At 63.8% G+C, this 24,989-nt stretch carries 27 protein-coding genes; 22 read left to right on the top strand and 5 right to left on the bottom strand.

The window, feature by feature from the left end:
- Position 1 precedes the first annotated feature (1 nt).
- Together C725_RS09040 and C725_RS09035 are read right to left on the bottom strand one after the other, a co-directional pair.
- Positions 2–889, bottom strand: a complete 888-nt coding sequence (locus C725_RS09040) for a copper resistance protein B (protein WP_008602153.1) — start codon at positions 887–889, stop codon at positions 2–4.
- On the bottom strand, positions 886–2,808 hold the full coding sequence (locus C725_RS09035) for a copper resistance system multicopper oxidase (protein WP_008602151.1): 1,923 nt from the start codon (positions 2,806–2,808) through the stop codon (positions 886–888). Before C725_RS09035 ends, C725_RS09040 begins: the two co-directional genes overlap by 4 nt.
- Before the next feature lie 68 nt (positions 2,809–2,876).
- On the opposite strand from C725_RS09035, the gene C725_RS09030 reads away from it, so the two are divergent.
- The 4 genes from C725_RS09030 to C725_RS09015 all read left to right on the top strand — a co-directional run bounded on the left by C725_RS09030 (position 2,877) and on the right by C725_RS09015 (position 7,149).
- A complete protein-coding gene (locus C725_RS09030) occupies positions 2,877–3,161 on the top strand; it encodes a metal-sensitive transcriptional regulator (RefSeq protein WP_038282671.1) in 285 nt (94 codons plus the stop codon).
- Positions 3,162–3,184: 23 nt separating this feature from the next.
- Complete coding sequence (locus C725_RS09025; protein ID WP_008602146.1) at positions 3,185–3,931, top strand: MauE/DoxX family redox-associated membrane protein; 747 nt, start codon at positions 3,185–3,187, stop codon at positions 3,929–3,931.
- A 193-nt stretch (positions 3,932–4,124) separates the two neighbouring features.
- Positions 4,125–5,801 carry a YbaL family putative K(+) efflux transporter gene (ybaL, locus tag C725_RS09020; protein WP_008602144.1) on the top strand — a complete coding sequence of 559 codons (1,677 nt, stop codon included), beginning with the start codon at positions 4,125–4,127 and terminating at the stop codon, positions 5,799–5,801.
- Positions 5,802–5,850: 49 nt separating this feature from the next.
- Positions 5,851–7,149 carry a mechanosensitive ion channel family protein gene (locus C725_RS09015; protein ID WP_008602142.1) on the top strand — a complete coding sequence of 433 codons (1,299 nt, stop codon included), beginning with the start codon at positions 5,851–5,853 and terminating at the stop codon, positions 7,147–7,149.
- A gap of 164 nt (positions 7,150–7,313) precedes the next feature.
- Here C725_RS09015 and C725_RS09010 read toward each other — a convergent pair whose 3' ends face one another.
- Positions 7,314–8,504, bottom strand: a complete 1,191-nt coding sequence (locus C725_RS09010) for an MFS transporter (RefSeq protein ID WP_008602140.1) — start codon at positions 8,502–8,504, stop codon at positions 7,314–7,316.
- 360 nt (positions 8,505–8,864) lie between these two features.
- Here C725_RS09010 and dgcN point away from each other — a divergent pair, with 360 nt between their 5' ends.
- A complete protein-coding gene (gene dgcN / locus C725_RS09005; protein WP_008602137.1) occupies positions 8,865–9,896 on the top strand; it encodes an N-acetyltransferase DgcN in 1,032 nt (343 codons plus the stop codon).
- Positions 9,880–10,869 carry an N-acetyl-D-Glu racemase DgcA gene (dgcA, locus tag C725_RS09000; RefSeq protein WP_008602136.1) on the top strand — a complete coding sequence of 330 codons (990 nt, stop codon included), beginning with the start codon at positions 9,880–9,882 and terminating at the stop codon, positions 10,867–10,869. Before dgcN ends, dgcA begins: the two co-directional genes overlap by 17 nt.
- 89 nt (positions 10,870–10,958) lie before the next feature.
- On the opposite strand, the gene C725_RS08995 is transcribed toward dgcA, so the two are convergent.
- A complete protein-coding gene (locus tag C725_RS08995) occupies positions 10,959–12,467 on the bottom strand; it encodes a YifB family Mg chelatase-like AAA ATPase (protein ID WP_008602134.1) in 1,509 nt (502 codons plus the stop codon).
- A gap of 397 nt (positions 12,468–12,864) precedes the next feature.
- A complete protein-coding gene (locus tag C725_RS08990) occupies positions 12,865–13,632 on the bottom strand; it encodes a TVP38/TMEM64 family protein (protein ID WP_008602132.1) in 768 nt (255 codons plus the stop codon).
- 198 nt (positions 13,633–13,830) lie between these two features.
- Here C725_RS08990 and rpmH point away from each other — a divergent pair, with 198 nt between their 5' ends.
- The 16 genes from rpmH to miaB all read left to right on the top strand — a co-directional run bounded on the left by rpmH (position 13,831) and on the right by miaB (position 24,982).
- Complete coding sequence (gene rpmH, locus C725_RS15800) at positions 13,831–13,965, top strand: 50S ribosomal protein L34 (protein WP_008602130.1); 135 nt, start codon at positions 13,831–13,833, stop codon at positions 13,963–13,965.
- A 3-nt stretch (positions 13,966–13,968) separates the two neighbouring features.
- Entirely contained in the window at positions 13,969–14,319 is a 351-nt protein-coding gene (rnpA, locus tag C725_RS15795) for a ribonuclease P protein component (RefSeq protein ID WP_207790987.1), read from the top strand.
- Positions 14,320–14,324: 5 nt separating this feature from the next.
- Positions 14,325–14,585: a membrane protein insertion efficiency factor YidD gene (yidD, locus tag C725_RS08980; protein WP_008602126.1), complete on the top strand. Its 261-nt coding sequence runs from the start codon at positions 14,325–14,327 to the stop codon at positions 14,583–14,585.
- The gene (yidC, locus tag C725_RS08975; protein WP_008602124.1) at positions 14,582–16,297 is read left to right on the top strand and encodes a membrane protein insertase YidC; all 1,716 of its coding nucleotides are present in this window, start codon (positions 14,582–14,584) and stop codon (positions 16,295–16,297) included. The genes yidD and yidC overlap by 4 nt, the downstream gene beginning before the upstream one ends.
- The gene (yihA, locus tag C725_RS08970; RefSeq protein WP_008602122.1) at positions 16,298–16,990 is read left to right on the top strand and encodes a ribosome biogenesis GTP-binding protein YihA/YsxC; all 693 of its coding nucleotides are present in this window, start codon (positions 16,298–16,300) and stop codon (positions 16,988–16,990) included.
- 13 nt (positions 16,991–17,003) lie between these two features.
- Positions 17,004–17,690 (top strand): glutathione S-transferase family protein, encoded by a 687-nt coding sequence (locus C725_RS08965; RefSeq protein ID WP_008602120.1) that lies wholly within the window; start codon positions 17,004–17,006, stop codon positions 17,688–17,690.
- A gap of 65 nt (positions 17,691–17,755) precedes the next feature.
- On the top strand, positions 17,756–18,703 hold the full coding sequence (locus tag C725_RS08960; protein WP_008602118.1) for a DUF2333 family protein: 948 nt from the start codon (positions 17,756–17,758) through the stop codon (positions 18,701–18,703).
- Entirely contained in the window at positions 18,700–19,278 is a 579-nt protein-coding gene (locus C725_RS08955; RefSeq protein ID WP_008602115.1) for a universal stress protein, read from the top strand. Before C725_RS08960 ends, C725_RS08955 begins: the two co-directional genes overlap by 4 nt.
- A 59-nt stretch (positions 19,279–19,337) precedes the next feature.
- Positions 19,338–19,898 (top strand): NifU family protein, encoded by a 561-nt coding sequence (locus tag C725_RS08950; RefSeq protein WP_008602112.1) that lies wholly within the window; start codon positions 19,338–19,340, stop codon positions 19,896–19,898.
- 104 nt (positions 19,899–20,002) lie between these two features.
- Positions 20,003–20,605: a malonic semialdehyde reductase gene (locus tag C725_RS08945; RefSeq protein WP_008602110.1), complete on the top strand. Its 603-nt coding sequence runs from the start codon at positions 20,003–20,005 to the stop codon at positions 20,603–20,605.
- An 18-nt stretch (positions 20,606–20,623) separates the two neighbouring features.
- The gene (gene tsaB / locus C725_RS08940; protein WP_008602108.1) at positions 20,624–21,223 is read left to right on the top strand and encodes a tRNA (adenosine(37)-N6)-threonylcarbamoyltransferase complex dimerization subunit type 1 TsaB; all 600 of its coding nucleotides are present in this window, start codon (positions 20,624–20,626) and stop codon (positions 21,221–21,223) included.
- Positions 21,220–21,702 (top strand): GNAT family N-acetyltransferase, encoded by a 483-nt coding sequence (locus C725_RS08935; protein WP_008602107.1) that lies wholly within the window; start codon positions 21,220–21,222, stop codon positions 21,700–21,702. The genes tsaB and C725_RS08935 overlap by 4 nt, the downstream gene beginning before the upstream one ends.
- Positions 21,703–21,784: 82 nt before the next feature.
- A complete protein-coding gene (locus C725_RS08930) occupies positions 21,785–22,204 on the top strand; it encodes a Ros/MucR family transcriptional regulator (protein ID WP_008602105.1) in 420 nt (139 codons plus the stop codon).
- Positions 22,205–22,370: 166 nt separating this feature from the next.
- Positions 22,371–22,793 carry a Fur family transcriptional regulator gene (locus C725_RS08925; RefSeq protein ID WP_008602103.1) on the top strand — a complete coding sequence of 141 codons (423 nt, stop codon included), beginning with the start codon at positions 22,371–22,373 and terminating at the stop codon, positions 22,791–22,793.
- A gap of 185 nt (positions 22,794–22,978) precedes the next feature.
- The gene (locus C725_RS08920; RefSeq protein WP_160165721.1) at positions 22,979–23,602 is read left to right on the top strand and encodes a lysophospholipid acyltransferase family protein; all 624 of its coding nucleotides are present in this window, start codon (positions 22,979–22,981) and stop codon (positions 23,600–23,602) included.
- A gap of 78 nt (positions 23,603–23,680) precedes the next feature.
- Complete coding sequence (miaB, locus tag C725_RS08915) at positions 23,681–24,982, top strand: tRNA (N6-isopentenyl adenosine(37)-C2)-methylthiotransferase MiaB (protein ID WP_051051299.1); 1,302 nt, start codon at positions 23,681–23,683, stop codon at positions 24,980–24,982.
- Positions 24,983–24,989: the final 7 nt, after the last annotated feature.

Here is a 24,989-nt window from a genome sequence, read left to right as displayed (position 1 = left end):
GTTAGAACCACATGCGAATGCCGGCGACCAAATTGGTCGCGCTGGCATCCTCACCTTCTGCGCGGGCATAGTCCGCGCTTCCGCCCACCCGCCATTCCTGCTCGATACCCACATAGGGCGCGAATTCGCGGGCGAATTCATAACGGAGCCTTAGCCCCAGTTCCGCCCGGTCCAGTCCCGCGCCGATACCCAGTTCCGGCACATCCTGCGCCGCCAGTTCGACCTCTGCGCGCGGCTGCAGGATCAGGCGCTGCGTGATGCGCTGATCCAGTTCCGCCTCCAGCCGCGCGGTCAGATCGCCCCGGTCCGACAGAAACGCGGCAAAGTCCAGTTCGAACAAATAGGGGGCCAGCCCCTGTACGCCGAGGACGCCATAGGTTCTGTCGCGCGGGGCGAAATCCTGCCGCACACCCGCCTGCAGGTCGAACCACGGACCGATTGCGTGGCTCCACAGCCCCTGAATGTCCGCGCCCTCGATGTCCTCGCCGAAGGCGCCCTCACCCTCGGACTTGAACCAGAACCGGTTGAGGTCGCCGCCATAATAGCCCTGCACATCCCACAAATAGCCATCCGCGCCGTCGCGCAGACGATATTCGGCGCGGTCCGCCATGACCCAGAAATAGCGCTGGCCGCCCTGCTCCCGGAGCAGGCGTTCGCGAGACGCGCTCATGGCGTCCGCGCCCCAGATCCTGTCGGCGGCCCGCGCCGGTCCGCTGCCGGCCGGTGGATCGGCGGTCACCGACGGATGCCCCCTCTCGCTGTGGTCCACTGCTTCGTGCCCCATGGCACCATGGTCCATCTGTACCGGGTTCGGCGCCGAACCGTGCCCTTCGTGCTGCGCCAATGCGGGCGCTGTCAGCAGGGCGGCGGCCAGAATGGCGGATTTCATGCGCCCTCTCCCTGCGGAAAGGCGACGCTGACGACCTGAAACATGCCGGCATGCATGTGATAGAGAAGATGGCAGTGAAAGGCCCAGTCCCCCGGCTCGTTCGCCGTCAGGTCGAACGTCGCGCTGCCGCCGGGCTGTACGATGACCGTATGCTTCAGCGGCTGGTCCGCCGCGTCCGCACCGTTCACCAGCTCAAAGAAATGGCCGTGCAGGTGGATGGGGTGGGCCATCATCGTGTCGTTGACCAGCTTTACGCGCACCCGCTCGTCATGGGCGAAGCGGATCGGACTGTCGCTGACGGCCGCGAATTTCTGACCGTCGAAGGACCACATGTAGCGTTCCATGTTGCCGGTCAGATGAATTTCCATCTCCCGCGTCGGGGGGCGTACCGGGTTGCGCGCGAGTGCGCGCAGCATCCGGTAATTCAGCGTGCGGTGCGGAACCGTCGCCAAGCCGATACCGGGATCGCCCATGCGGTCGACGGGGTTCATCGAAACCATGTCGATCCCCGGTCCTACCTTCACGGTGTCCGGCAAGAGGTCCGTATCGCGCATGTCCATGCCGTTCATGGACGCAGAGGCCGGCGCTTGATCACTATGCCCCATGGCCGCATGGCTGCCGCCCCCGTGGTCCATGGCCGGGTGATCCATGGCGGTGTGGTCCGTCGCATCCCCCGCCATGGCGCCATGGCCCATCGCCCCATGGTCCATGCCCTGCGCCGCGCCATGGTTCATGCCTTGGGACGCGCCATGGTTCATGCCTTGGGACGCGCCATGCTCCATACCGTGCGCCGAGCCGTGGTTCATGCCCATGTCGGCCATGGTCAGGAGCGGCGGAGAGCGCAGTGCCGGAACGTCGGCGCGCGCACCAGGCGCGCTCACGAGGGACGCCACCGCCATGCCTGACCGGTCCATGCTTTCCGCGGCGATGGTATAGGCAGCCGCGCCGCGCGGTTCGACGATGACATCATAGGTTTCCGCCACGCCGATCTGCAGCTCATCCACCTCCACGGGCCGCACATTCTGCCCATCGGCCGCAACGACGGTCATCACCAGACCGGGTATCCGGACGTTGAAGAACGTCATGGCGCTGCCGTTGATCAGGCGCAGCCGAACACGCTCGCCGGGACGAAAAGCATATTCCAGGCCGTCCGCCGGGCCGTGGCCGTTCGCCAGATAGGTATATTCCGCGCCCGTCACGTCCAGAATATCCGTCGGCATCATGCGCATTTTCGCCCACATGCGCCGCTCTTCGGCAGTCAGCGGGTAATCGTCGGTCCAGCTGCGCTGCTGATAATTGAAATAGCCCTCCCCCTTCTTCAGCTTCGCCATGAGCCGGTGCGGGTGATGCGGGGTGAATTCCGACAGCAGGAGGACATAGTCGCGGTCCGCCTCCACAGGATCGGGATCGTCCGGTTCGATGATGATCGGCCCATAATGACCCGTTTGTTCCTGCAACCCGGAATGACTGTGCCACCAGTAGGTGCCGGCCTGCCGAACGGGGAATTCGTAGCGGAACGTCTCGCCCGGGGCGATGCCGGGAAAGCTCACCCCCGGCACGCCGTCATATTGAAACGGAACCAGCAGACCATGCCAATGGATGGAGCTGTCCTCATCCAATGTATTGGTGACGTTCAGCCGAACCGTCTGCCCCTGTTTCAGACGCACCAGCGGCCCCGGCACGCTGCCGTTCACCGCAACCGCGGAGCCCTGACGCCGGCCGACCCGCCGTGTGCCGCGGGCGATGGTCAGGTCGATGTCCTCTCCCGACACGGCGTCGAAGCCGCTGCGTATCTCGCGCGCCTGGACGTCTCCGCCATGCGCCCAGGAGGGGGCGGAAAGACCCGCGAGACCCAGCGCCGCTGCGCCGCCGAGAGCCTGCCGCCGACTGATCATGGAAATCCCGGTCACACCAACCATACCCTTGAAAAATACCCTGCGGGGGTACTACATAAACACCCCTACAGGGTATGACAATGGAGCGGGACATGGCCGATGAGGCACAAGCGCGCAGCAAGGCGAAGGTGAACCGTTTCAACCGTATTGCCGGGCAGGTGCGAGGTATCGCGCAAATGGTCGAGGACGACCGTTATTGCATCGACATCCTGACGCAGATTCAGGCTGTTCGCGCCGCCCTGTCGCGCGCCGAGAGCGAAGTGCTGAAGGATCACGCAGCCTGCTGCGTCTCGGATGCCATTCGCTCTGGCAACGAAGACGAGCAGCGCACGAAGTTCAACGAGCTGATTGCGCTGTTTGAAAAAGCGAAGCGGTAACGTCCGCAACGAAGGAGGATACCATGGCGACACGCCAAAAGACCGCAACTGTCTACCGTATGGTCATGCCGCAGCATGTTTGCCCGTTCGGCCTGAAAACCGTCGACCTGCTCCGCCGTCAGGGCTTTGCCGTGGACGATCATCATCTGACGACGCGGGAGGAAACCGACGCCTTCAAGGAAAACCACGACGTGCCGACCACGCCGCAGACCTTTATCGGGGGTCGGCGCATCGGCGGCTATGACGATCTGCGGGAATATTTCGGGAAAAGCCGGAGCCAGAAGAAGGAGGGTGAGACCAGCTATCAGCCGGTCATAGCGATCTTTTCCGTCGCCGCGCTAATGGCGCTCGCGGTCAGCTGGGCAGCGCTGGGGCAGATATTCACCGTCCGCGCCGCCGAATGGTTCATCGCCATCTCCATGTGCTTTCTGGCCGTTCAGAAGCTGCAGGACGTGCGCAGCTTCTCGACCATGTTCCTGAACTACGACCTCCTGGCGCGGCGCTGGGTTCGCTATGGTTTCATCTATCCCTTTGCGGAGGGGCTGGCCGGCATCCTGATGATCGCGGGCGCACTGCACTTCATATCGGTGCCCGTGGCGCTGTTCATCGGCACGGTGGGCGCGATCAGCGTCTTCAAGGCGGTCTATATCGACAAGCGCGAGTTGAAATGCGCATGCGTCGGCGGCGGCTCGAACGTGCCGCTCGGCTTCGTCTCGCTGACCGAGAACCTGATGATGGTGGCGATGGCGATCTGGATGTGGATCAAATAGCCTTCTCATATTCACGCCATGTGCGAGCGCGGGGGCGCGAAAAATCCAAGACGCGGCACCGTGAAGCGGGTGAAGGATTTTCTCGCCCGGCGGATCCCGCATTGCCCGCGCGTTCGCCAGCTGTGATAGACAGTCGGTAGAGAGCGCCGGCCGGTCCCGGTCGAACGTGGACCTTTTTCGAAGCGGATCGCCAATGCATCACAACGCCCCCCTGATCGCCATGATCGTCGCCGGTATCGTCGGCGCGTTCTTCATGGGGGCGCTCGCGCACAAGCTTAAGGTGTCGCCGATTGCCGGGTACCTTCTTGCCGGCGTCCTCGTGGGACCCTTCACGCCGGGCTATGTGGCGGACATGGGGCTGGCCAACCAGCTCGCCGAGCTTGGCGTCATCCTTCTGATGTTCGGCGTCGGCCTTCACTTCTCTCTGCGCGACCTTCTTGCGGTCAAGAACATCGCCATTCCGGGAGCGGTGGCACAGATCGCATCTGCCACTCTCCTCGGCATGGGCCTTTCATGGGTCATGGGATGGAGCCTGGCCGGCGGCTTCGTGTTCGGCCTCGCGCTTTCCGTGGCCAGCACGGTCGTGCTGCTCAGGGCGCTTCAGGCCCGCAATCTTGTCGAAACGGAACGCGGCCGCATCGCCGTTGGATGGCTGATCGTGGAGGATCTGGTCATGGTTCTGGCGCTGGTCCTGTTGCCACCGCTTGCCGGCATTCTGAACGGAACCGCGGGGGGTGCGGGATCCTCGGAGATTTGGGTCGCTATTGCGATAACCGTGCTGAAGGTCGCGGCGTTCTTCGCCGTCATGCTGCTGATCGGCCGTCGCGTGATCCCGGCGTCTCTGCATTGGGTGGCCCACACAGGCTCGCGTGAACTGTTCCGTCTCGCCGTCCTCGCCATCGCCCTCGGCGTCGCGTTCGGGGCAGCATTCGTCTTCGATGTCTCGTTCGCTCTCGGCGCGTTCTTCGCCGGCATGATCCTTGGCGAAACGCCGCTCAGTCGCCGCGCGGCCGAGGAGACGCTTCCGCTTCGGGACGCTTTCGCGGTGCTCTTCTTCGTGTCCGTCGGAATGCTGTTCAATCCCGCGGTGCTGCTGGAGCAGCCGCTGCCACTTCTCGCCACCGTCGCGATCATCGTGGTTGGCAAGTCGCTCGCCGCGTTCTTCATCGTCCGCGCATTTGGCCACTCGACGGGCAAAGCCCTGACCATCGCTGCCAGCCTTGCGCAGATCGGCGAATTTTCCTTTATCCTTGCTGCGCTGGGAACGGGTTTGGGCCTTCTTCCTGCCGAGGGGCGGGACCTCATCCTCGCCGGCGCGATCATCTCGATCTTCGTCAATCCGTTCATTTTCGCAGCGATCATGCGCCGGCCCGAAGTCAGGGCGGCCGCCAATGCGGAAGCGGATGCCGAAGCGGACGCTGGCGAAGCGGCGCCGGAACGCCACGTAATCATGGTCGGCTACGGCCGCGTCGGCAGCCTGGTCGCCCAGCAGCTCAAATCGGACAAAATTCCCTTTGTTATCGTCGAGGATCAGTCCGACACGGCGGAACAGGCCGAAAGGGACGGCTTCGAGGTGCTGCGCGCGAACGCGCTCGATCCCGGCATTCTGCAATCCGCCGGCATCGACCGTGCCGAAACCTTGTTGATCGCGATCCCGGAAGGGTTCGAGGCAGGGGCAATCTTCGTACGTGCCCGTGAACTGAACCCCGGGGTTCGGGCCATCGCCCGGGCGCACTCGGATGCCGAGGTCGATCATCTGACACAGTTGCAGGTCCCCGATATCGTCATGGGGGAACGCGAGATCGCCGTGCGGATCATCCACCTTCTTGGCGCGGCGCCCCGGCCGCCCGCCGCTAGCGCCCCCGTGTAATCCGGCGCGCGCCCTCAGGGTTGAAACGGCCCCCCGTGCAGGGCAATTGGTGCGCGGCCGTCAGGCTGGCGCCGCCCTGTCCCAAGCACTGGAATTTCCCATTCTCGATTTGATCGGCATCGATTTCGCCGGGCGTCCCTGGCTTGAATCCATCATTGCCATCGCTCTGCTGCTGATGGCGGCGTTGGTGGGCAACTGGATTGCGAAGCGGGTTGTCCTGCAACTCTTCCGCCGCATCCTGCGCCAAACACCCATTGCCGAAGAGGCGGATGGGCTGACAAACATCGCCCGCCGTCTCTCCAACCTTGTCCCCGCCATCATCGTCGGCGCAGGAATCGACCTGGTGCCGCATGTGCCGGGGGAGGTGATCGCAGTCGTCACGAATCTCGCCGAGGCGTTCATGGTACTCACCATCGCCCGAGCGCTGGGTGCCACATTCGATTTCGCAGAGGACCTCTATCAGCGCCGCCCCAAGGCGGGGATGCGGCCCATCAAGGGGTTCGTGCAGGTCGGCAAGATCGGCATCTACTTCATCGCTGTCATATTGATGGTGGCGGCAATTATCGACGAATCCCCGCTCATCCTGTTTTCCGGCCTCGGCGCGCTCGCCGCCATCCTGCTTCTCGTTTTCAAGGACACGATCCTGTCGCTGGTCGCCTCAGTGCAGCTCAGCACCAATGACATGATCCGCGTCGGCGACTGGATCACCATGGAAAATTACGGCGCGGACGGCGACGTTGTGGACATCGCACTCCACACGGTGAAGGTCCAGAATTTCGACAAGACGATCACCACCATTCCCACTCACGCCTTGATCAGCGACAGCTTTCGCAACTGGCGCGGCATGCAGGAAAGCGGCGGGCGCCGCATCAAGCGGCAACTGATGATCGATCAGAACAGTATCCGCTTCCTCACCGGCGACGAAATTGCCGATGCACGGCGGTTTACGCTTCTAATTCCCTATATCGACAGGAAGGAAGAAGAGATCGCCGACTGGAATGAAAGCCGGCTCGGCCCAAAGGAACAGCCCGTCAATGCGCGGCGACAAACCAATATCGGCCTGATGCGCGCCTATATCGAGGCTTATCTGCGCAGCGATCGGCGGATCTCGGACATCCATTCCCTGATGGTCCGTCAGCTCGCCTCAGGGGCCGATGGACTGCCGCTTGAAATCTATTGCTTTACCGACACCACGGACTGGGCGACGTATGAGGGGATTCAGGCGGACATCTTTGATCATCTGATCGCGATTCTGCCGGAATTCGGTCTGCGCTTGTTTCAAAAGCCCAGCGGCCTCGACCTGGCGGGCGCGATGCGTGGATCCTCCAAGGAAGCGGTGACGGTCTGACGCCCCCGCGTCTGCCTATTGATCTCATAGCCTTCCTCTCCGCCGCTGGTGCTCGACGCTTGCGCCTATCTGCCGGCAGCGGAGGTCGGGTCAGGGCCGCGCCGACACTCATCTTCACCGGCAGCGAACGCGCCCCGCGAGGATATGCGAACCGCGCATAGCGACTAACGCCGGTCAAGAAGACGCGAGACGCCCCAGATCAGAAGGCCGCCCAGCGCGAGCGCGGCACCCACCCACCCTGTCGATGTCCAACCGTAGCCCGCCGCGATTGCCAGCCCTCCCGCCCAAGGACCCAGGGCATTGGCGGTGTTGAAGGCGCTGTGGTTCAGGGCGGCGGCAAGGGTCTGCGCCTCCCCCGCCACATCCATCAGCCGCGTTTGCAGCACGGTTCCCAGACCGCCGCCCATGCCGATCAGGACGACGATCAGGCAGATCGACCATAGGTCCTGCGCCGCCCAGCCATAGAAAAGCAGTGCCACGGCGCTGAAGGCCAGCGTGATGCCTGCCGTTGTCATGACGGCCCTGTCAGCGCCCCATGCGCAAAGCAGCGTCCCGATGGTCATGCCGATGCCGAACAAGGCCAGCGCCAGGGGGACCATGTCCCCGGATACTCCCGTGACCTCAGTCAGGGTCGAGGCAAGATAGGTGTAGACGCAAAACAGACCGCCGAACCCGATAGCGCCCGTCCCAAGGGTCAGCCACACCTGCAGCTTCTTCAACGCCCCAAGTTCGCGCATCGGGCTGGCCTGGGTGTCCGCCGCAATGGCCGGCGCGAAGCGCAGAAGCATGATCATCGTCAGAACCGCCAATGCGGCCACGATGACGAACGCCCAGCGCCACCCCAAAGCCTGCCCGATCGCGTTCGCCAGCGGAACGCCGATGATCGTCGCGAAGGTCAGCCCCAGCATCATTCTGGCAATGGCGCGGGCGCGTTGGCCTGGCGGCACGATCCGCGCTGCCACGAGCGCCCCGACCCCGAAGAAGGCACCGTGCGGAAGGCCGCTCAAGAAACGGAATATCAGCATCCAGCCCAGTGTCGGCGCGGCGGCGGACGCGGCATTGCCGAGCGCGAACATCGCCATCAGTCCGATCAGCAGCGCTTTCTTCGGCAGCCTCGCACCCAGCGCGGCGATGATCGGCGCGCCGACGACGACCCCCAGCGCGTAGACGCTGATCACATGGCCAGCCGCCGGTTCGTCGATGGCAAATGCCGCCGCGATCTGCGGAACGAGGCTCATGGCCGCGAACTCCGTCGTGCCGATGGCAAACCCGCCCAGGGAAAGCGACAGCAACGCAAGACTCGTTCGTTGCCCACCGTCGACGGACGAGGCTCCGGAAGCGGCAAGTCCGCTCATTGGACCCTCCCGCGCGCGAGAACCAGAATGACGGCGGTAACCGAGAATTTTAATGGCATATCAGGAACTTCTAAAAGCTAGGAGCAGGCGCTGCCGCACCCTTCATTCGGAACGTGCAGGCCGCCAAAGGCGCCGACGAAGGGCCGCTATCTCGCACCCCGCTCCTGCCGCATTGCCGAAATCGGCCGCCAAAGTCATTCGCCAACCCGTTCACCTTCCTTTCCGGAAATGCAAAGCGTCGGCGCAGCGGCGCAGAAATTGCGGCTATAACCGCCATTTATGGCTGGTCGGCCGGACGTAACATTGCGCTCTCAAGAAGGTCTGCGATGATCTGCCGAAGATTTCGACAAACGGGGAACCATGATCAAGACGCCCTATCTGCTGTACCTTGGATCGGCGACGGACGAGCTCAGCATCAAGACCTCACGCGGCCTCGCCATGTTCAGACCGGATGGCTGCGTGGGTGAATTCCGGCATGATGACTGCCCTCTTACCCTCGGCCTTCCGCGGCTCGGCTTCTCGGACGCTGCGAAAGCCGGGGCGAAAACTCTTGTGCTGGGTGTGGCCAATGCGGGCGGCCGCATGGGCGCGGAACTGATCGCCGATGCGGCGGCTGCGATGGAAGCGGGACTCGACCTCGCCTCGGGGCTTCACAGCCGGCTGAAGGCGGAACCGATGCTGGTGGAAACGGCGCAGCGAACCGGTCGCACACTGCATGATATCCGCGATCCCCGACCTGATCTTCCCATCGGAACGGGCCTTCGCCGGGCGGGCAAACGCCTGCTGACCGTCGGAACGGACTGCTCTGTCGGAAAGATGGTCACCACGCTCTGTCTGGAGCAGGAGATGCGGCGGCGGGGGGTCCGCGCCGATTTTCGCGCAACCGGCCAGACGGGCATTTTGATCGCGGGATCGGGCGTGCCCCTGGATGCCGTGATCGCGGATTTCATTTCGGGTGCGATCGAGCAATTGTCGCCGGACCGGCACGACGGCGGCTGGGACCTCATCGAGGGGCAAGGATCGCTGTTTCACCCCTCCTTTGCCGGCGTCTCGACAGGCCTCTTGCACGGCAGCCAGCCCGACGCGCTCGTTCTCTGCCATGAGCCGAACCGGCCGCATATGCGGGGTCTGCCGCATTACAGCCTGCCCAGTATCGCGGACACGCTTGCGGAGAACCTGCGGGTTGCCAGGCTGACCAATGCCGATGTTCAGGCCGTCGGCGTGGCCCTCAATACCTCGAAGATGGAAGAGCGTGCCGCCAGGCAAGCGTGCGATGCCGCAAGCGACGAAACGAACCTTCCCTGCACGGACCCCTTCCGCTTCGGTGCGGGCCCTATCGCCGATCGGTTGCAGGCCGTCTTCACGGAAGCCGCCCATGCCTCGATCGCTTGACGCCCGGCACGAGCGGTTCGATCTGAACGCGCCGTTCCGCATTTCCCGCGGCGTCAAGACCGCCATTGATGTCGTCACCGTCACGATCACCGAGGGCAGTCACGCCGGTCACGGCGAAGGCGTGCCCTATCCGCGCTACGGCGAATCCGTGGAGGCTTCGCTGGAGCAGGTCCACGCCGTTCGCAGCGCGATCGAAGGAGGAGCGGACCGGCTCCAACTCCTCGAACTGATGCCCGCCGGCGCCGCCCGCAATGCCGTCGACTGCGCCCTTTGGGACCTCCAGGCCCGGCGCAGCGGCATCAGTGTTGCAGAGGCGACGGGCCTGACACAGAGGCGCCCGATCGCAACGGCGATGACGGTCAGCCTCGATACGGCGCCCAACATGGCGCGGGCAGCGGCCCATCTGAAGGATGTTCCGCTTCTGAAGGTGAAAGTGGACGAACGCGATCCCCTCACGCAGATTCGCGCGGTCCGCAGCGAAGCACCCAAGCCTCGCCTGATCGTCGATCCGAACGAAAGCTGGACGCTGGATCTGGTGGAGCGTCTCCAGACCGATCTCGCCACCCTGGGTGTAGACCTGCTGGAACAACCGCTGCCTGCGAATGCTGACGAAGGCCTTGCAGGTTTAAGATCGGCGGTGCCCATTGCCGCCGACGAATCCGCCCATGTCGCCGGCGACGTGGAGAGGCTCGCAAATCGCTATCAGTTCGTGAATCTGAAGCTCGACAAGACCGGCGGTCTGACCGCCGCCCTGGCCTTCGCCGATGCCGCGGAGGCCGCCGGGCTTGGTCTGATGACGGGCTGCATGGTTTCCACGTCACTTTCCATTGCCCCCGCGCTTCTCCTCGCGCAGCGCTGTACCTTTGCCGATCTGGACGGACCAGTCTGGCTCAAGCGTGATCGGCCGGGCGGAATTCGTGAGGAGAACGGCCGTCTTCATGCCCCTGAACGCGGGTTCTGGGGCGACCTATAACCTTTCATTATAGCACCCCGCCTTGCAGCAGCGCCTGCTTCGCGCGGCCAAACTTGCAGCTCCTTAGATCTCCAACGATCGCAACCCGCTCATGCGCGGGGAGGCTGTCTGCGGTAGCTTAGGGCCTCTGCGATATGAACGCGGCCGATGCCATCCGTGGCGGCGAGATCGGCGATGGTGCGGGCGACCTTCAGCATGCGGTGGTAGGAGCGTGCCGTCAGTTTCAGACGCTCGGCCGCCTCCCGCAGCAGGGCCTGCCCCGCCTCGTCAAGCTGCGCGGCTTCCTCCAGCACCCGTCCGTCTGCCTCTGCATTCGTACGCGCGGCCGTACGCGCGTAACGGTGCGACTGACGTTCGCGGGCCGCAGCGATCCGCGCTGCCACCTCCCGACTTCCCTCGGCAGGAGGTGGCAGCGAAAGATCCGCTGCACTGACCGGTTCGACCTCGACGTGCAGATCGATGCGATCGAGGAGGGGGCCCGACAGTTTGGCCTGGTAATCGGCGGCGCAGCGAGGCGCGCGGGCACAAGCGAGCGCGGGATCGCCGAGATGACCGCAGCGGCAGGGGTTCATGGCCGCGATCAGCTGGACGCGCGCGGGGTAGGTGACGTGCAGCGCGGCCCTGGCAACCGACACTTCCCCCGTTTCGAGCGGCTGTCGTAGCGAATCGAGAACGCGCCGGTCAAATTCCGGCAGCTCGTCGAGAAAGAGAACGCCCAGATGCGCCAGGCTGACCTCTCCGGGGCGAGCCTTTTGTCCGCCGCCGACAAGCGCGGGCATGGAGGCGGAATGGTGCGGCGCGCGGAAGGGACGCTGGCGTATCAGCCGCCCTGCTTCCAATGTCCCCGCCACGGACGCGACCATCGACACCTCCAACGCTTCGGCGGGCGCAAGCTCCGGCAGAAGCCCGGGCAGCGTCGCGGCAAGCAGAGACTTGCCCGCGCCCGGCGGTCCGGACATCAGGAGATTGTGCCCACCGGCGGCGGCAATTTCCAGCGCCCGCTTTGCGGTTTCCTGGCCCTTGACCTCGGCAAGGTCGGGCGCCGGCATCATCTCGGCGGCGGCCGCGGGCTGAGGCGGCGACAGGATCTGCGTGCCCTTGAAATGATTGAGGAGTTCGAGAAGGCCCGGCGCCGCCAGCACATCGATGCGTCCCGCCCAGGCCGCCTCCCCGCCCTGTGCCGCCGGACAGATCAGGCCGAGATCGTTCGTGGACGCGTGCAATGCGGCCAGAAGGACGCCGGGCACATTGGCCACCCGCCCGTCCAGAGACAATTCGCCGACAATCAGATATTCCGAAAGCTGCTCCGCATCGACGATTCCCATGGCCGCCAGCAGCCCCAGCGCGATCGGCAGATCGTAATGCGAGCCCTCCTTCGGCAGGTCGGCCGGTGACAGGTTGACGGTGATGCGCTGGAAGGGGAGCGCCAGTCCTATACCCGACAGCGCCGCGCGGACGCGCTCCTGCGATTCCGCCACGGCCTTGTCGGCCAATCCGACGATGGTGAACTTCCCCTGCCCCTTGGCGATCTGCACCTGCACATCGACGGTTCGGGCCTCCAGACCCAGAAACGCCACGGTCGTGACGTGCGCGACCATGCGCCTCTCCCCCTACCCAAAACGGCCTTGTCCCTGCGGATCAGCGGGTTAACGGCCATGCGGCGCCTCTGTCCATGAAGAATTCATACCGAGCATTGAAAAGGGCATGTCCGTTCCCCTCATTGGACCCACGATGACATCCGATTCGCCCGCACTGCCGCGGCCCTCTCCGCGCCGGCCGCGTCCTCTCTGGCGGCGCTGGAGCGAATTCATCCTGGGACTTCTGCTGATGATTCTCGCGCCGCTTGTCGGCGGCCCCCTGCTTCCCGGTCCGTTCGGGTTTCTGGGCTTTGCGCTTGGCCTGGCGCTCGTCCTGCGCAGCTCGCTGCGCGCGAAACGCCACTATGCGCGCTTCAAGCGGCGCTGGCCCCATTGGGCGGGCTGGACTGAATGGGGATTAAGACGCGGCCCCCGACCTGCGCTTTCGAAGGCGGCGAAGCATGACCGGCAACAGCGCAAGCAGGCCGAGTCCCAAGATCGGCAGCAGAACGGCAGGGTCCGAGAGAATGCCGCCTAATCTGATCGATTCGCCCCGTGCGATCACTGCCCCTGCCCCGGCCCCGATGGAGGCGTAAACGAAGGTTCCCGGAACGATGCCGATGGCCGTTGCAAGAACGTAGGGCGTCGTCCGCATACCAAACAGGCCGGCCGCGATATTCACCAGGAAGAACGGAAAGGCCGGGACGAGTCGAAGGAACAGGAGATAGTTGAACGCATCGCGCTCGAATCCGTCGCGCAGGCGTTGAACAGCCGGACCCGCCCTGCGGACCAGCATGTCGGCGAAGGCGGTGCGCGCTGCCAGGAAGACAATGAGCGCACCCGTCGTGGCGCCGACGACGGTCAGCCCGCCGCCCAGCCACGTTCCGAACAGCAGCCCCGCCGCAATCGTCAAACTGGCGGCCCCCGGAACGCTGATCGCCACCAGCGCCGCATAAAGGGCTACAAAGCCCGTTGCTGCGAGAAAGCGGTTTTCGCCAACCAGCGTGCGCAATTCCTCATACTGGGCAGAAAGGGTGTCGAGACCGACATAACGCCCACCGCCAAGCAGGAAGAACGCCGCCAGTCCGATCACCAGCCCGCCAATCGGCAAAAACCGCGAAAAGCCTCCTTTTCGCTTGGCAGACGACGGGCCGGGTGTCTCGGCTGCGGGGGTCTTGTCGGGCATTCGGCCTTCTAGCCTGCTCGTATCGACCCGTCACGTCGGCCCACGAAGGGCCGTACAGGGGGCGTTCGGCGTTTGACATTTTTCGCCCTTCCGCCTATGTGCGCCGCCGAACGTGGCCGCTCGGCCCCCGTGTCTTGGAAGGACGCGGCGGACGATCGCGGCCCCTATTTGTTTGCATAGAGCCTAAGGTAGACTTCCATGAAGCGCACGTTTCAGCCCTCCAATCTCGTCCGTAAGCGGCGTCATGGTTTTCGCGCACGCATGGCGACGCAGTCGGGTCGCCAGGTGCTGGCACGCCGCCGCGCCAAGGGCCGCAAGAAGCTCTCGGCCTAAACGCTGGAGCGCCTGAAAAAGCGGCGCGATTTCCTGGCAGCGAACCGCGGGGCGCGCGCTGCCACGGATGGCTTCGTTCTGCTGGTTCACCCGCGCGGTGACGGGCGCGATACGGTTCGCGTCGGATATACCGTGACGAAGAAGATCGGCGGTGCCGTCGTACGGAACCGCCTGAAACGACGGCTTCGCGCTCTGGCGGCGGAAGTCGTTCCGGCCCGCGCCCCAGCAGGTTCCGATATCGTTCTGATCGGGCGCGGGGGCGGCCTGACCGCGAATTTTTCCGTGCTGAGGCAGGATCTTGAGAAGGCCTTCGGCCGCGCGGCGAGGCGGCGCGGGGCCGCGCCGCAAAGATAAGTCCGATGCGCGCGATCCTTCTTGTCGTCATCCGCTTGTGGCAGCGGTTCGTATCGCCGCTTTACGGCCCGACATGCCGCTTCCAGCCGACGTGCAGCGCTTATGCAGCGGAGGCTGTCCAGCGGCACGGCGCAGTGAAGGGTGGCTTTCTGGCCGTGCGGCGGATACTGCGCTGCCACCCGCTCGGATCGTCCGGCTATGATCCGGTGCCACCTGCCGTCCAGCCGACACCGAAAGATCAAGCCCCCGGGGGACAGAGTTCGTGAGCAACGAGAACAAAAACCTGCTGATCGCCATGGTTCTCTCCATGGCCGTGCTGTTTGGCTGGACCCTGATTTCGGAAACCTTCTTTCCGACATCGCAGGAACCGTCGAGCACGTTCGTCGATGGACAGCAGGTGGCCCTTCCGGACGATGAGGCCGGGCCGGGTACCGACAGCGTCCCCGCCATTCGCGAGCGGACCGAGGTGCTGGTCGAGACGCCGCGCGTGATGATCGATGCGCCGGCGCTCTCCGGCTCCATCAATCTGACCGGCGCGCGTATCGACGATCTGCTGCTGAAGCGCCATCACGAAACGCTGGCGGCGGACAGCGATATCCGTCTGTTCTCCCCGCGCGGGGCACCGGATGCCTATTTCGCGCAGATCGGCTGGACCGGTGAGGGCGACCTGCCGGGTCAGGACACGCGTTGGCAGGCGAGCGCGGAAACGCTGACGGCCGATTCGCCCTTGACCCTGTCCTGGACGAACGATGCGGGCGTCCGTTTCCTGATCGAGATCGCCGTCGACGACAATTATCTGTTTACCGTGCGCCAGCGCATCGAGAACCGCGGCACGTCCGCCGTCGTGGCGCGTCCCTATGGCCTGATCGCGCGTGAGGGCACCGGCCCCAACCAGGACAGCTGGACGGCCCATGTGGGACCCATCAGTTCGTCCGGCGGCGAGACGAACTATGATCTCGGCTATGACGATCTGGTTGACGAGGGCGGCCGCGCATCCGCCGACGCCAATGATGGCTGGCTGGGCTTTACCGACACCTATTGGCTGTCGGCGTTGATCGCGCCGGAGGGGCAGAGCGTAAACTCCGCCTTCCGCACGGGCCGCACGAGCGACAGCTTCGAGGCCACGATGCAGGGGGAACCGCTCGCGGTTGCGCCGAACAGCGCACAGACCAGCAGTCTTCGAATTTACGCAGGCGCCAAGGAAATCGGCGTCCTGGAGAACTACGATGACAAGGTGGGCATCAACGGCCTGGAGGGCGCGGTCGACTGGGGCTGGTTCCGCGTGATCGCAAAGCCGATCTACCACCTTCTCAGCTGGCTTTACGGCTTTGCGGGTAATTTCGGCGTGGCTATCATCCTGCTCGTCGTGATCATCCGCATCGTGCTGTTCCCGATCGCCAACAAGCAATATGAATCGATGGCGAAGATGCGCCGCCTGCAACCGAAGATGAAGGCGCTGCAGGAGCGCCACAAGGACGACAAGCAGCGGCTGCAGCAGGAGATGATGAAGCTGTACCGGGAGGAGAAGGCGAACCCGATCGCCGGCTGTCTGCCCATGCTGCTGCAGATCCCGATCTTCTACGCGCTTTACAAGACGCTGCTGCTGTCCATCGACATCCGGCACAAACCCTTCGTCCTGTGGATCAAGGACCTGTCGGCGCCCGACCCTCTGACGCCGGTCAACCTGTTCGGCTTTTTGCCGTTCGATCCGCCGGGCTTCCTTGCCATCGGCGTCCTCCCCATCCTTCTGGGCATCACCATGTGGCTGACCATGCGCATGAATCCGACGCCGATGGACGAAGTGCAGAAGAAGGTCTTCGGAATCATGCCCTGGGTGTTCATGTTCATCATGGCGCCCTTTGCCGCAGGGCTGCAGCTTTACTGGACGATCAACAACATCTTCTCCATCGGGCAGCAGTGGATTCTCCTGAAGAAATATCCGCGCGAACCGGAGCCCGAAGCGGCAAAGGCGAAGTAAATGGCCGCTGAACAGGATGGGCAGTCCGGGGGTGATTCGACGAGCGGCGGGCCAGCGGGTGTTTCCGCCGGGGCGGCGCGCTATGCCCGCGACCTGTTCAAGTCGGGCGCCCATTTTTCCATGTCCGTCGGCCATCTGGATCAGTTGCCGGAAGACGGCGTCCCCGAGATCGCCTTTGCCGGCAGGTCCAATGTCGGCAAATCTTCCCTGCTGAATGCCCTGTGCGCCCAGCACGGCCTTGCCCGCACGTCGAACACGCCAGGCCGGACGCAGCTTTTGAACCTGTTCCCGGTTGGAAAACCGCCCGAGCTGCGGCTGGTCGACATGCCCGGTTACGGCTTTGCGAAGGCGCCGAAGAAGGTCGTCGACCAGTGGAAACGCCTCGTCTTCGATTATCTGCGCGGCCGTCCGACGCTACGCCGGGTCATGCTGCTCATCGACGTGCGCCGCGGCATCAAGGACGTGGACCTGGACGTCATGGCGATGCTGGACGAAGCGGCCGTGACCTACCAGATCGTCCTGACCAAGGGCGACAAGGTGAAGCAGACCGGCGCCGCATGGAACGTGGCAGAGGCCGGGCGGCAGATCGCTCGGCGTCCAGCGGCGTTTCCGCTTGTACTGGCAACCAGCGCGGAAAAGAACGAGGGTCTCGACGAACTGCGCGTTGCCATGCTGGATGCGGCGCGCGCCTGAAAGGAGCGCAGCCATGACAGCCCTATTGAAAATCGTCCTCGGGAATCGCCGCTATTCCAGTTGGAGCCTGCGCGGTTGGCTGGCCGTGAAGCAATCCGGTCAGGACTTCGAGGAGGTCGTCATCCCTATGGATACGCCGGAATGGCGGGAGAAGAAGACCGATCCGGCGCTGATGCCGTCCGGCAAGGTCCCGAGCTTGTGGTCTGGCGGGATCGCTGTCTGGGAAAGTCTCGCAATCATCGACTGGCTAGCCGACCGTCACGGCCAAGCCGCCTATTGGCCCACGGACGATGCCGCCCGCGCCTTCGCCCGGTCGATGGCCGCCGAAATGCATGCCGGCTTCACAGCCCTGCGCAGCCAATGCCCAATGGACGTCTGCGCCCGTTACGAGGGGTTTCGGTTCGAGGAGGCAACACGCGCCGACATCGATCGGATTGTGACCCTCTGGACCGAGGCCCGTGACCGCTTCGGCGCCGGTGGTCCCTATCTTTTCGGAGCGTTCGGCGCCGCCGACATGATGTTCGCGCCTGTCGTCATGCGGTTCGTCACCTATGGCGCGAAGCTGAGCGGCACAGCCGCTAGCTACATGAACGCCATGACCGCGCATCCCTGGATGGTGGAATGGTGCGCGGCGGCAGAAGCCGAACCGGCAAGCTGGCGCATCGGCAAATATGAGGACAAGGCCCGCGAATATCTGTGACAGGCGCCACGCGCTTGGACATCGAACGCCTTTTCCCGGCCGGGCAAGCTGATAAGACATAGCGCATGGCGGTACTGACGAGTCTGAGGAACAGGATCCGCGGCGGCACCGGCAATGCCGGTAAGGGCGCTGCGAACCTGAAACGGCGCACCTTGGTCGGCGCGCCCCTGTGGGCGACCGTTTTGGTCGCAATCGCGATCCTCACAGTGCTTTACTGGGGACTTCTTGGCTGGCTCATGAGCGATACCAGCGTAGACTTGTCCCTGCGACCCACGCCGGAGGCGCTGCCGCCGGGGGGAAGCGTGACCGCCGCCTATGCCGCGACGCTAACGGAAGAACAGCTGGGACGTGGCGGCTGGACGCCGAATGACAGTATTCTCGCGCCCACCGCGCTCCTGAACGAGATGCCGGCATTTCAGGAGGGGACGATCAGCGTCGTCGCCGCAACCGTGCAGGCGCTTGCCGACATCACCAGCAACAGCGACCTTGCTGACGCGGCGGAGGATTATGCCGTCGAACCCGCTCGCGGATTCTTCAACAGCAGTTTTCCATTCATCGGTGGCAGCGCGGGCGCGCATTACCGCAGCGGAGCCGAGACGCTGATCGCCTATAACAACGAACTTGCGACATCGGAGCGCGAGCACCCGCAGGGTGCCCGGCAGGCCCGCGCGCTTCTTGAGGCGGTATCGGATGCAATGCGTCCAGCCATGGACCAGATCGATCTGCGCATTCGCGGAGAGGAATCCGGCGCCAGCACCGCTGAACTGCACGCGCGTGTCCGCGGAGAGGCCTATGCCGCCGCCCTGATGCTGCGCGGCATCCGCAGCGATTTCGATCCTGTCCTGCGCGAACAGCAATTGGGCTCGGCCATCGTGGAGGCGATCGAGCAATTGGACCGTGTCGCGGAGACAGATCCGCTGATCGTCAGCGAAAGCGACCTGACCAGCCAGGGTTATTTTCTTCGGTCCGCGCAGGAGTCGATCGCGCGCATGTCCGCGGGTCTGGCGGGATGAGCCTGCCTGAACCGGACGCGCCGATCCCGCGTGGCAGCGACAATCCGGCGGAATGGACCCCGGATGCCCGCGGCCCCGGCTATCTGCTGATCGTCGACGGCAGCGAGGAAGCAGACCGCGCCCTTCGCTATGCTGCACGGCGGGCCAAGGCCATCGGCGGTCAGATCACGCTCCTCTACGTCATGGCGCAGGCGGAGTTCGTGCAATGGGGCGGCGTACAGGACATGATCCGTGCCGAAAAGCAAGACGCCGCCGAAGCAGCGCTCGCCCGCGCGGCGGATCAGGTCGTGAAGCTGTCTGGTATCATGCCTTCCCTCATCGTGCGTGAGGGTAAGCTGACCGAAGAAATTTCCGCCGTCATTGCAGAGGACGACCATCTCTCGGCCATCGTTCTCGGTGCCGCATCGAAGGGCGCGCCCGGCCCGTTGGTATCGCACTTCACGGGCGAGCGGGCGGGTGGGCTGCCTCTCGTGGTCATCATCGTGCCCGGAGCGCTGGCGGACAATGCGATTGACCGTCTGACGGGCGGCGAAGAGCCGGACACCGAACCGGACGCCGGCCCCGATTCAGTGTAATTCCCAAACGGCCCGGCAGTCCTCTTGATTGCTGCGCGGCACGGCCTCACATCGGTGCCATGCACATCCAGACTCAGACGACGCCCAATCCCGCCACGCTGATGTTCCGGCCCGGCCGCAGCGTCAGTCCGGAGGGAACCCATGACTTCGATACGCCGGAAGCGGCGGAGGCCTCGCCCCTCGCATCCGCGCTTTTCGCCCTCGGCGACGTGACCGGCGTCTTTTACGGCGAAGATTTCGTGTCCGTGACGAAGGATCCTTCAGGCGGGGACTGGAGCGCCCTTAAGCCCGACGTGATGAGCCTGATCGTCGATCATTTCGCGAGCGGCGCGCCGCTGTTCTTCGCGGGCGCGCCAGACACCGCGCCGCAGATCGACGAGAATGAGGAGGACGCCGATATCCGCCGACAGATCACGGAACTGCTCGACGACCGCGTGCGACCGGCGGTCGCGGGCGACGGCGGCGATATCGTCTTCCATGGTTTCAAGGAGGGTGTGGTCTATCTGCGCATGCAGGGGGCCTGCGCCGGCTGTCCGTCTTCGACCGCCACGCTGAAGAATGGGATCGAAAACCTGCTGCGTTACTACGTGCCGGAGGTGGAGGAAGTGCGAGCGGTCTAGCCGGCCGCACGACTTGTCCCGCGGGGGCCCCTGTGCCTTGCCGTTGTCCGGCGGCATCTGATAGCCGCCTGCCCCAAAGCCAAGGAAACGCAGGAGCCTAACCCATGTCCGCAAAGATCAACCATCTTCTCAGCGACCGTGACCTCGATCTGGTCTTTCGCGAAGCGCGCAGCTATTCGAGTTGGAGCGACAAGCCCGTTTCGAGGGTGGAGTTGGAAGCGATCTACGATCTGATGCGGATGGGGCCGACCTCCGCGAACTGCAGCCCCGCGCGCATCATCTTCTGCCAGTCGACCGATGCGCGCGAGAAACTGGCGGCCTGTGTCGATGCAGGCAATGTCGAGAAGGTACGCGCTGCACCCGTCACGGCTATCGTGGGCATGGACATGGAATTTTATGAGAAGCTTCCGCAACTGTTCCCGCACGCCGATGCGCGAAGCTGGTTTGCCGGAAATAGCGCCAAGATCGAGGAAACCGCGTTTCGCAATTCCTCCCTGCAAGGCGCATATATGATAATTGCAGCGCGCGCCGTCGGTCTCGATTGTGGCCCCATGTCAGGCTTTGACAAGGCGAAAGTCGACGCGGAGTTCTTTGGGGGAACCAGCGTCGAAACGAATTTCCTCTGCTCTCTCGGCCACGGTACACAGGAAAAGCTGTTCCCGCGCAGTCCGCGTCTGTCCTTCGAGGATGCGTGCGACATTCTCTAACGGCGGGATAGGCATTCCATGCTGCTGGCGATTGGAACCGCTCACCGTGCCTGCTCGCTGGCACTGATCGACGGAGAGCGGTGCGTCCGCAACGTGCACGAGTTGATCGGGCGGGGTCATGCCGAACGGCTCGTCCCGATGATCGCCGACCTGATGGACGGCCGCCGCGCCCACGGCATCCTCGTGGAGATCGGTCCGGGCAGCTTCACCGGAATACGCGTGGGCATTGCCGCCGCACGGGCACTGGCGCTCGCTTGGCGCGTTCCCGTCCATGGAATGAGCTCGATGCACCTTCTTGCAGCGCGTGCCTACGCCTCAGACCCTGCGCTCGGTCCGCTAACGGTCCTTCTGGACGGCGGCCGCGGGGAGGTGTTCCGACAAGACTTCGAGGACGGACGAGACTGCGGCGATGCCGTAGCGGTGACCGCCACGGATGTAAAAATCACGCGCGGGGCCGTCATCGGAACGGGCGCGTCGCTCGTGCCCGAGCTGGCGGCGCCAAAACTGGGCGAAGGACCGCCCGATGCCGCAGACGCACGGCTTCTTCGCCCCGAAGAGCGCGATCTGCCGCCCACCCCCCTCTACGTTCGCGCGCCCGACGCAAAGCGGCCGGGATGAACCTCAGCTTTCGGATGGCCGAACCGGATGATGTCGAGCTTCTCGATGCGCTCGCGCGCATGGCTTTCGATCCGCGCTTTGGCGAAGGCTGGTCCGGTGCACAGATCGTCGCCACGCTGATGCAACCGCGAAGTTGGGGCGAAATTGCTTTTCTCGACGACGATGCCGCTGGCTTTTCGCTTCTGCGGGCTGTTGCCGACGAGGTCGAACTTCTTCTGGTTGCGGTCAGTCCCGAAGCGCGCTCACAAGGCATTGGAAAGGCATTGCTGGGACGTGCGGGCCACGACGCCCTTCGCGCCGGGGGCCGGATTATGCATTTGGAAATGCGGGAAAACAATGAGGGCGCGCGACAACTTTACGAATATTTCTCCTTTTCTGCCGTGGGTCGGCGACGGGCCTATTATTGCGGCGGGAATGGAGAACGATTTGATGCCATCACGATGCAATCTTCATTGCCGCTAAAATATGCCGCAAATTAGGTTGAGTTTTATACTTGCCTCGCCCATATGAACGCCAACCCGTCATTAGTATATCGAATAAATTACCTCTCCAGGAGCACTCATGGACGACGACGCAAACCTTCACGAAGATATTATGGGCCTGACGGCAGAGATCGTATCCGCACATGTCGGCAACAATACGGTCGCCGTTTCCGATGTACCGGCGCTGATCGAGCAGATTTACAATACTCTGTCCCGCCTTGGCCCTGAAGCGGAAGAAGACAATACGCAGGAACCAGCGGTTTCGGTGCGCGCGTCGGTAAAGCCGGACTATATTGTCTGCTTGGAGGACGGCAAGAAGCTGAAAATGCTGAAGCGTCACCTGATGACGCACTATAACATGTCGCCGGATGAGTATCGTCGGAAGTGGAATCTGCCTGCCGACTATCCGATGGTCGCGCCGAACTATGCCAAGCAGCGCCGGGAACTCGCCAAGAAGATTGGCCTCGGCACCAAGCGGACGCGCGGGCGCGACAAATAAGGCTTTTGCGGAATCCGGAACGGGACGGGGACGGGCTTTGCTCATTTCCCCGCTCCCTGGCGCAAAGACCTGCCAGATGGTCTTGTGCGCACGATGGGCAGGTCGATAATAGAATGTTCATGCATATCGACATCCCTTCACTAGACCTCACCCGCGCGGTGGCCGTATGACAACCAAGATCGATATTGAGGCGCTGTGCGCCGAACGCGGCCTTCGCATCACGGAGCAGCGGCGCGTTATTGCCCGCGTTCTGTCTCAGGCCGACGATCATCCTGACGTGGAGGAACTCTACCGCCGCGCGTCAGCTATCGATGAAAAGATCTCGATCGCGACGGTATACCGCACCGTCCGGCTGTTCGAGGAGGCCGGCATTCTGGAACGGCACGATTTCCGCGACGGCCGCGCCCGCTACGAACCGACGCCGGAAGAGCATCACGATCATCTGATCGACGTCGAATCGGGAGAGGTCGTCGAGTTCCATGACGAGGAACTCGAGGAACTGCAGATGCGTATCGCTGAAAAGCTGGGCTTTGACCTCGTCGATCACCGTATGGAGCTTTACGGCCGGCGCCGGAAGCCGAAGTCCTGACGGCACGCGATCCGCACATTTCCGCTCATGCGGAACGGATACCCTGGGGGCGGGTCCTGTTTTGGAGCGCGCTGGCGCTTGTGCTGGTTCCCTTCAACATGCTGGCACTTCGCCTCCGCCCTGATCACCAGCCCCGCATTCCGATGCGTTTTCATGCGCTGATGTGTCATGCAGCCGGGATCAATGTGCACGTTCATGGGCGTCCGGCGACCGGAACCACGCTCTACGTGGTGAACCATTTAAGTTGGGCCGACATTCTTGTGCTTGGCCGCCTTCTTCGCGCGCGGTTTCTCGCAAAGTCCGAACTTGGCGATAGCAGTGCTCTGGCGTTCTTCTGCGCGCAGCAACGTACGCTGTTCGTTGATCGGCGCGATTCCCGCGGCGTCCGCGATCAGGAGAACCTGCTGACGCGCACGCTTGAAGCTGGCGATGCAATTGTAATCTTCCCAGAATCGACCACGGGCGACGGTCGGAAGCAACACTCCTTCAAGACGCCGCTTTTCGCCGGGATAACGGACGGAAGCCTTCGGGGCGTCGCCGTGCAGCCCGTCAGCCTTGCCTATACCCGCGTCCGGTCCATGCCGGCGCAGCGGTCGCGCTGGCCCTATCTCTGCTGGATGGGCGACTATGGCATCGGGGAAAGCGTACTCGCCTTCCTGCGGCTGCGGGCGGTAAGAGCCGACGTCGTCTTCCACGAGCCCGTGGATCCCGTGAACTTCGCCGGTCGCAAGGCTCTCGCGGCGCATTGCGAGCGGGCGGTACACAGGGGTTACAGGGCAGCGATGCGGCAGTATGTTCAGCCGCAATGATCGAATCGAACCTGAACCGCGCCGTCCGCTGACGTGACCCAGCCGAAAACCTACTTCGTGCGCAGCTATGGCTGCCAGATGAATGTGTACGATGCCGAGCGTATGGAAGAACTGCTCGGCGCGGACGGCATGACACGCGCCGAGAGCCAGGACGATGCCGACCTGGTCGTTCTGAATACCTGCCATATCCGCGAGAAGGCCGCCGAAAAGGTCTACTCCGAGATCGGCCGCATTAGAAAGAAGGGCGAGAAATCCGGCCGCAAGGCGATGGTGGCTGTCGCGGGCTGCGTCGCACAAGCGGAGGGCGAGGAGATCGCACGCCGCGCGCCGAGCGTCGATGTGATCGTCGGCCCGCAGGCCTATCACCGCCTGCCCGCGATGACGCGCACTGCCGCCGCCGGCACACGCGCGGTGGATACCGACCTGCCGACCCTGGCAAAGTTCAAGGCCCTCGGCACGGCGCGACGCGCCCGCCCGTCCAGCTTCCTCACCATTCAGGAGGGATGCGACAAGTTCTGCACCTACTGTGTGGTGCCGTACACGCGCGGCGCGGAAGTATCCCGCCCAGCGGACATTCTCCTCGAGGAAGCGCGCAAGCTGGCGGATGGCGGCGCGCGCGAGATCGTCCTTCTCGGCCAGAACGTGAATGCCTACCGCGACGAGCATGGCGTCGGCTTCGGGGATCTGATCGGCCGCGTTGCCGCGATCCACGGCATTGAGCGCATTCGCTATACCACCAGCCATCCGGCCGACATGACGGACGAACTCATCGCCGCGCATGGCGAGATCCAGGCGCTCATGCCCTATCTGCACCTGCCGGTTCAGTCGGGAAGCGACCGGGTGCTGAAGGCGATGAATCGTTCGCATACGGCAGAGAGCTACAGCGACACCATCGCGGCGCTGCGCAGGGTTCGTCCGGATATCGCCATCTCCGGCGACTTCATCGTCGGCTTCCCGGGCGAAACCGAAGCCGAGTTCGAGGAGACGTTGAAGATCGTGGACGCGACGCGCTACGCACAGGCCTACAGCTTTAAATATTCTCCGCGCCCCGGTACACCCGCCGCCACCATGGATACGCAGATCGCGGAATTGGTGAAGGCGGAGCGTCTGGAACGCCTGCAATCCGCGCTGAATGCACAGCAGATTCGCTTCAACCAGAACAGCGTCGGCCTGTGCGTCAACGTCCTGATCGAACGGCCTGGCAAGCGCGAAGGCCAGGTGGTCGGCAAGTCGCCCTGGCTGCAGTCGGTGCATTTCGATGCCGAGGGCGCCGCCATCGGAGATATCGTTGCCGTCGAGATCGAATCCGCCGGACCGAACTCGCTGGCCGGACGAAGACGAATGAGCGATGATAGGACAGGGAGAGGACAGGTCGCATGAGGGGAGA

The sequence above is a fragment of the Pacificimonas flava genome, from assembly GCF_000342165.1.
Lineage (GTDB): Bacteria > Pseudomonadota > Alphaproteobacteria > Sphingomonadales > Sphingomonadaceae > Pacificimonas > Pacificimonas flava.
Note: the sequence above shows the minus strand (reverse complement) of the source record. Positions and strands in the feature narration are given on the sequence as shown.

Bases quoted from the DNA above. Each gene is read 5' to 3' on its own strand.
- C725_RS09010 (WP_008602140.1), bottom strand. From the start codon at position 8,504: ATGAGCGGACTTGCCGCTTCCGGAGCCTCGTCCGTCGACGGTGGGCAA.
- C725_RS08955 (WP_008602115.1), top strand. From the start codon at position 18,700: ATGAGCCTGCCTGAACCGGACGCGCCGATCCCGCGTGGCAGCGACAAT.
- C725_RS09025 (WP_008602146.1), top strand. From the start codon at position 3,185: ATGGCGACACGCCAAAAGACCGCAACTGTCTACCGTATGGTCATGCCG.
- ybaL (WP_008602144.1), top strand. From the start codon at position 4,125: ATGCATCACAACGCCCCCCTGATCGCCATGATCGTCGCCGGTATCGTC.
- dgcN (WP_008602137.1), top strand. From the start codon at position 8,865: ATGATCAAGACGCCCTATCTGCTGTACCTTGGATCGGCGACGGACGAG.
- C725_RS09030 (WP_038282671.1), top strand. From the start codon at position 2,877: ATGGCCGATGAGGCACAAGCGCGCAGCAAGGCGAAGGTGAACCGTTTC.
- C725_RS08960 (WP_008602118.1), top strand. From the start codon at position 17,756: ATGGCGGTACTGACGAGTCTGAGGAACAGGATCCGCGGCGGCACCGGC.
- C725_RS08965 (WP_008602120.1), top strand. From the start codon at position 17,004: ATGACAGCCCTATTGAAAATCGTCCTCGGGAATCGCCGCTATTCCAGT.
- C725_RS09040 (WP_008602153.1), bottom strand. From the start codon at position 889: ATGAAATCCGCCATTCTGGCCGCCGCCCTGCTGACAGCGCCCGCATTG.
- C725_RS09035 (WP_008602151.1), bottom strand. From the start codon at position 2,808: ATGGTTGGTGTGACCGGGATTTCCATGATCAGTCGGCGGCAGGCTCTC.
- C725_RS08990 (WP_008602132.1), bottom strand. From the start codon at position 13,632: ATGCCCGACAAGACCCCCGCAGCCGAGACACCCGGCCCGTCGTCTGCC.
- C725_RS08995 (WP_008602134.1), bottom strand. From the start codon at position 12,467: ATGGTCGCGCACGTCACGACCGTGGCGTTTCTGGGTCTGGAGGCCCGA.
- C725_RS08945 (WP_008602110.1), top strand. From the start codon at position 20,003: ATGTCCGCAAAGATCAACCATCTTCTCAGCGACCGTGACCTCGATCTG.
- C725_RS08950 (WP_008602112.1), top strand. From the start codon at position 19,338: ATGCACATCCAGACTCAGACGACGCCCAATCCCGCCACGCTGATGTTC.
- tsaB (WP_008602108.1), top strand. From the start codon at position 20,624: ATGCTGCTGGCGATTGGAACCGCTCACCGTGCCTGCTCGCTGGCACTG.
- rpmH (WP_008602130.1), top strand. From the start codon at position 13,831: ATGAAGCGCACGTTTCAGCCCTCCAATCTCGTCCGTAAGCGGCGTCAT.
- miaB (WP_051051299.1), top strand. From the start codon at position 23,681: ATGAATGTGTACGATGCCGAGCGTATGGAAGAACTGCTCGGCGCGGAC.
- dgcA (WP_008602136.1), top strand. From the start codon at position 9,880: ATGCCTCGATCGCTTGACGCCCGGCACGAGCGGTTCGATCTGAACGCG.
- C725_RS08925 (WP_008602103.1), top strand. From the start codon at position 22,371: ATGACAACCAAGATCGATATTGAGGCGCTGTGCGCCGAACGCGGCCTT.
- C725_RS08935 (WP_008602107.1), top strand. From the start codon at position 21,220: ATGAACCTCAGCTTTCGGATGGCCGAACCGGATGATGTCGAGCTTCTC.
- C725_RS08930 (WP_008602105.1), top strand. From the start codon at position 21,785: ATGGACGACGACGCAAACCTTCACGAAGATATTATGGGCCTGACGGCA.
- yihA (WP_008602122.1), top strand. From the start codon at position 16,298: ATGGCCGCTGAACAGGATGGGCAGTCCGGGGGTGATTCGACGAGCGGC.
- yidD (WP_008602126.1), top strand. From the start codon at position 14,325: ATGCGCGCGATCCTTCTTGTCGTCATCCGCTTGTGGCAGCGGTTCGTA.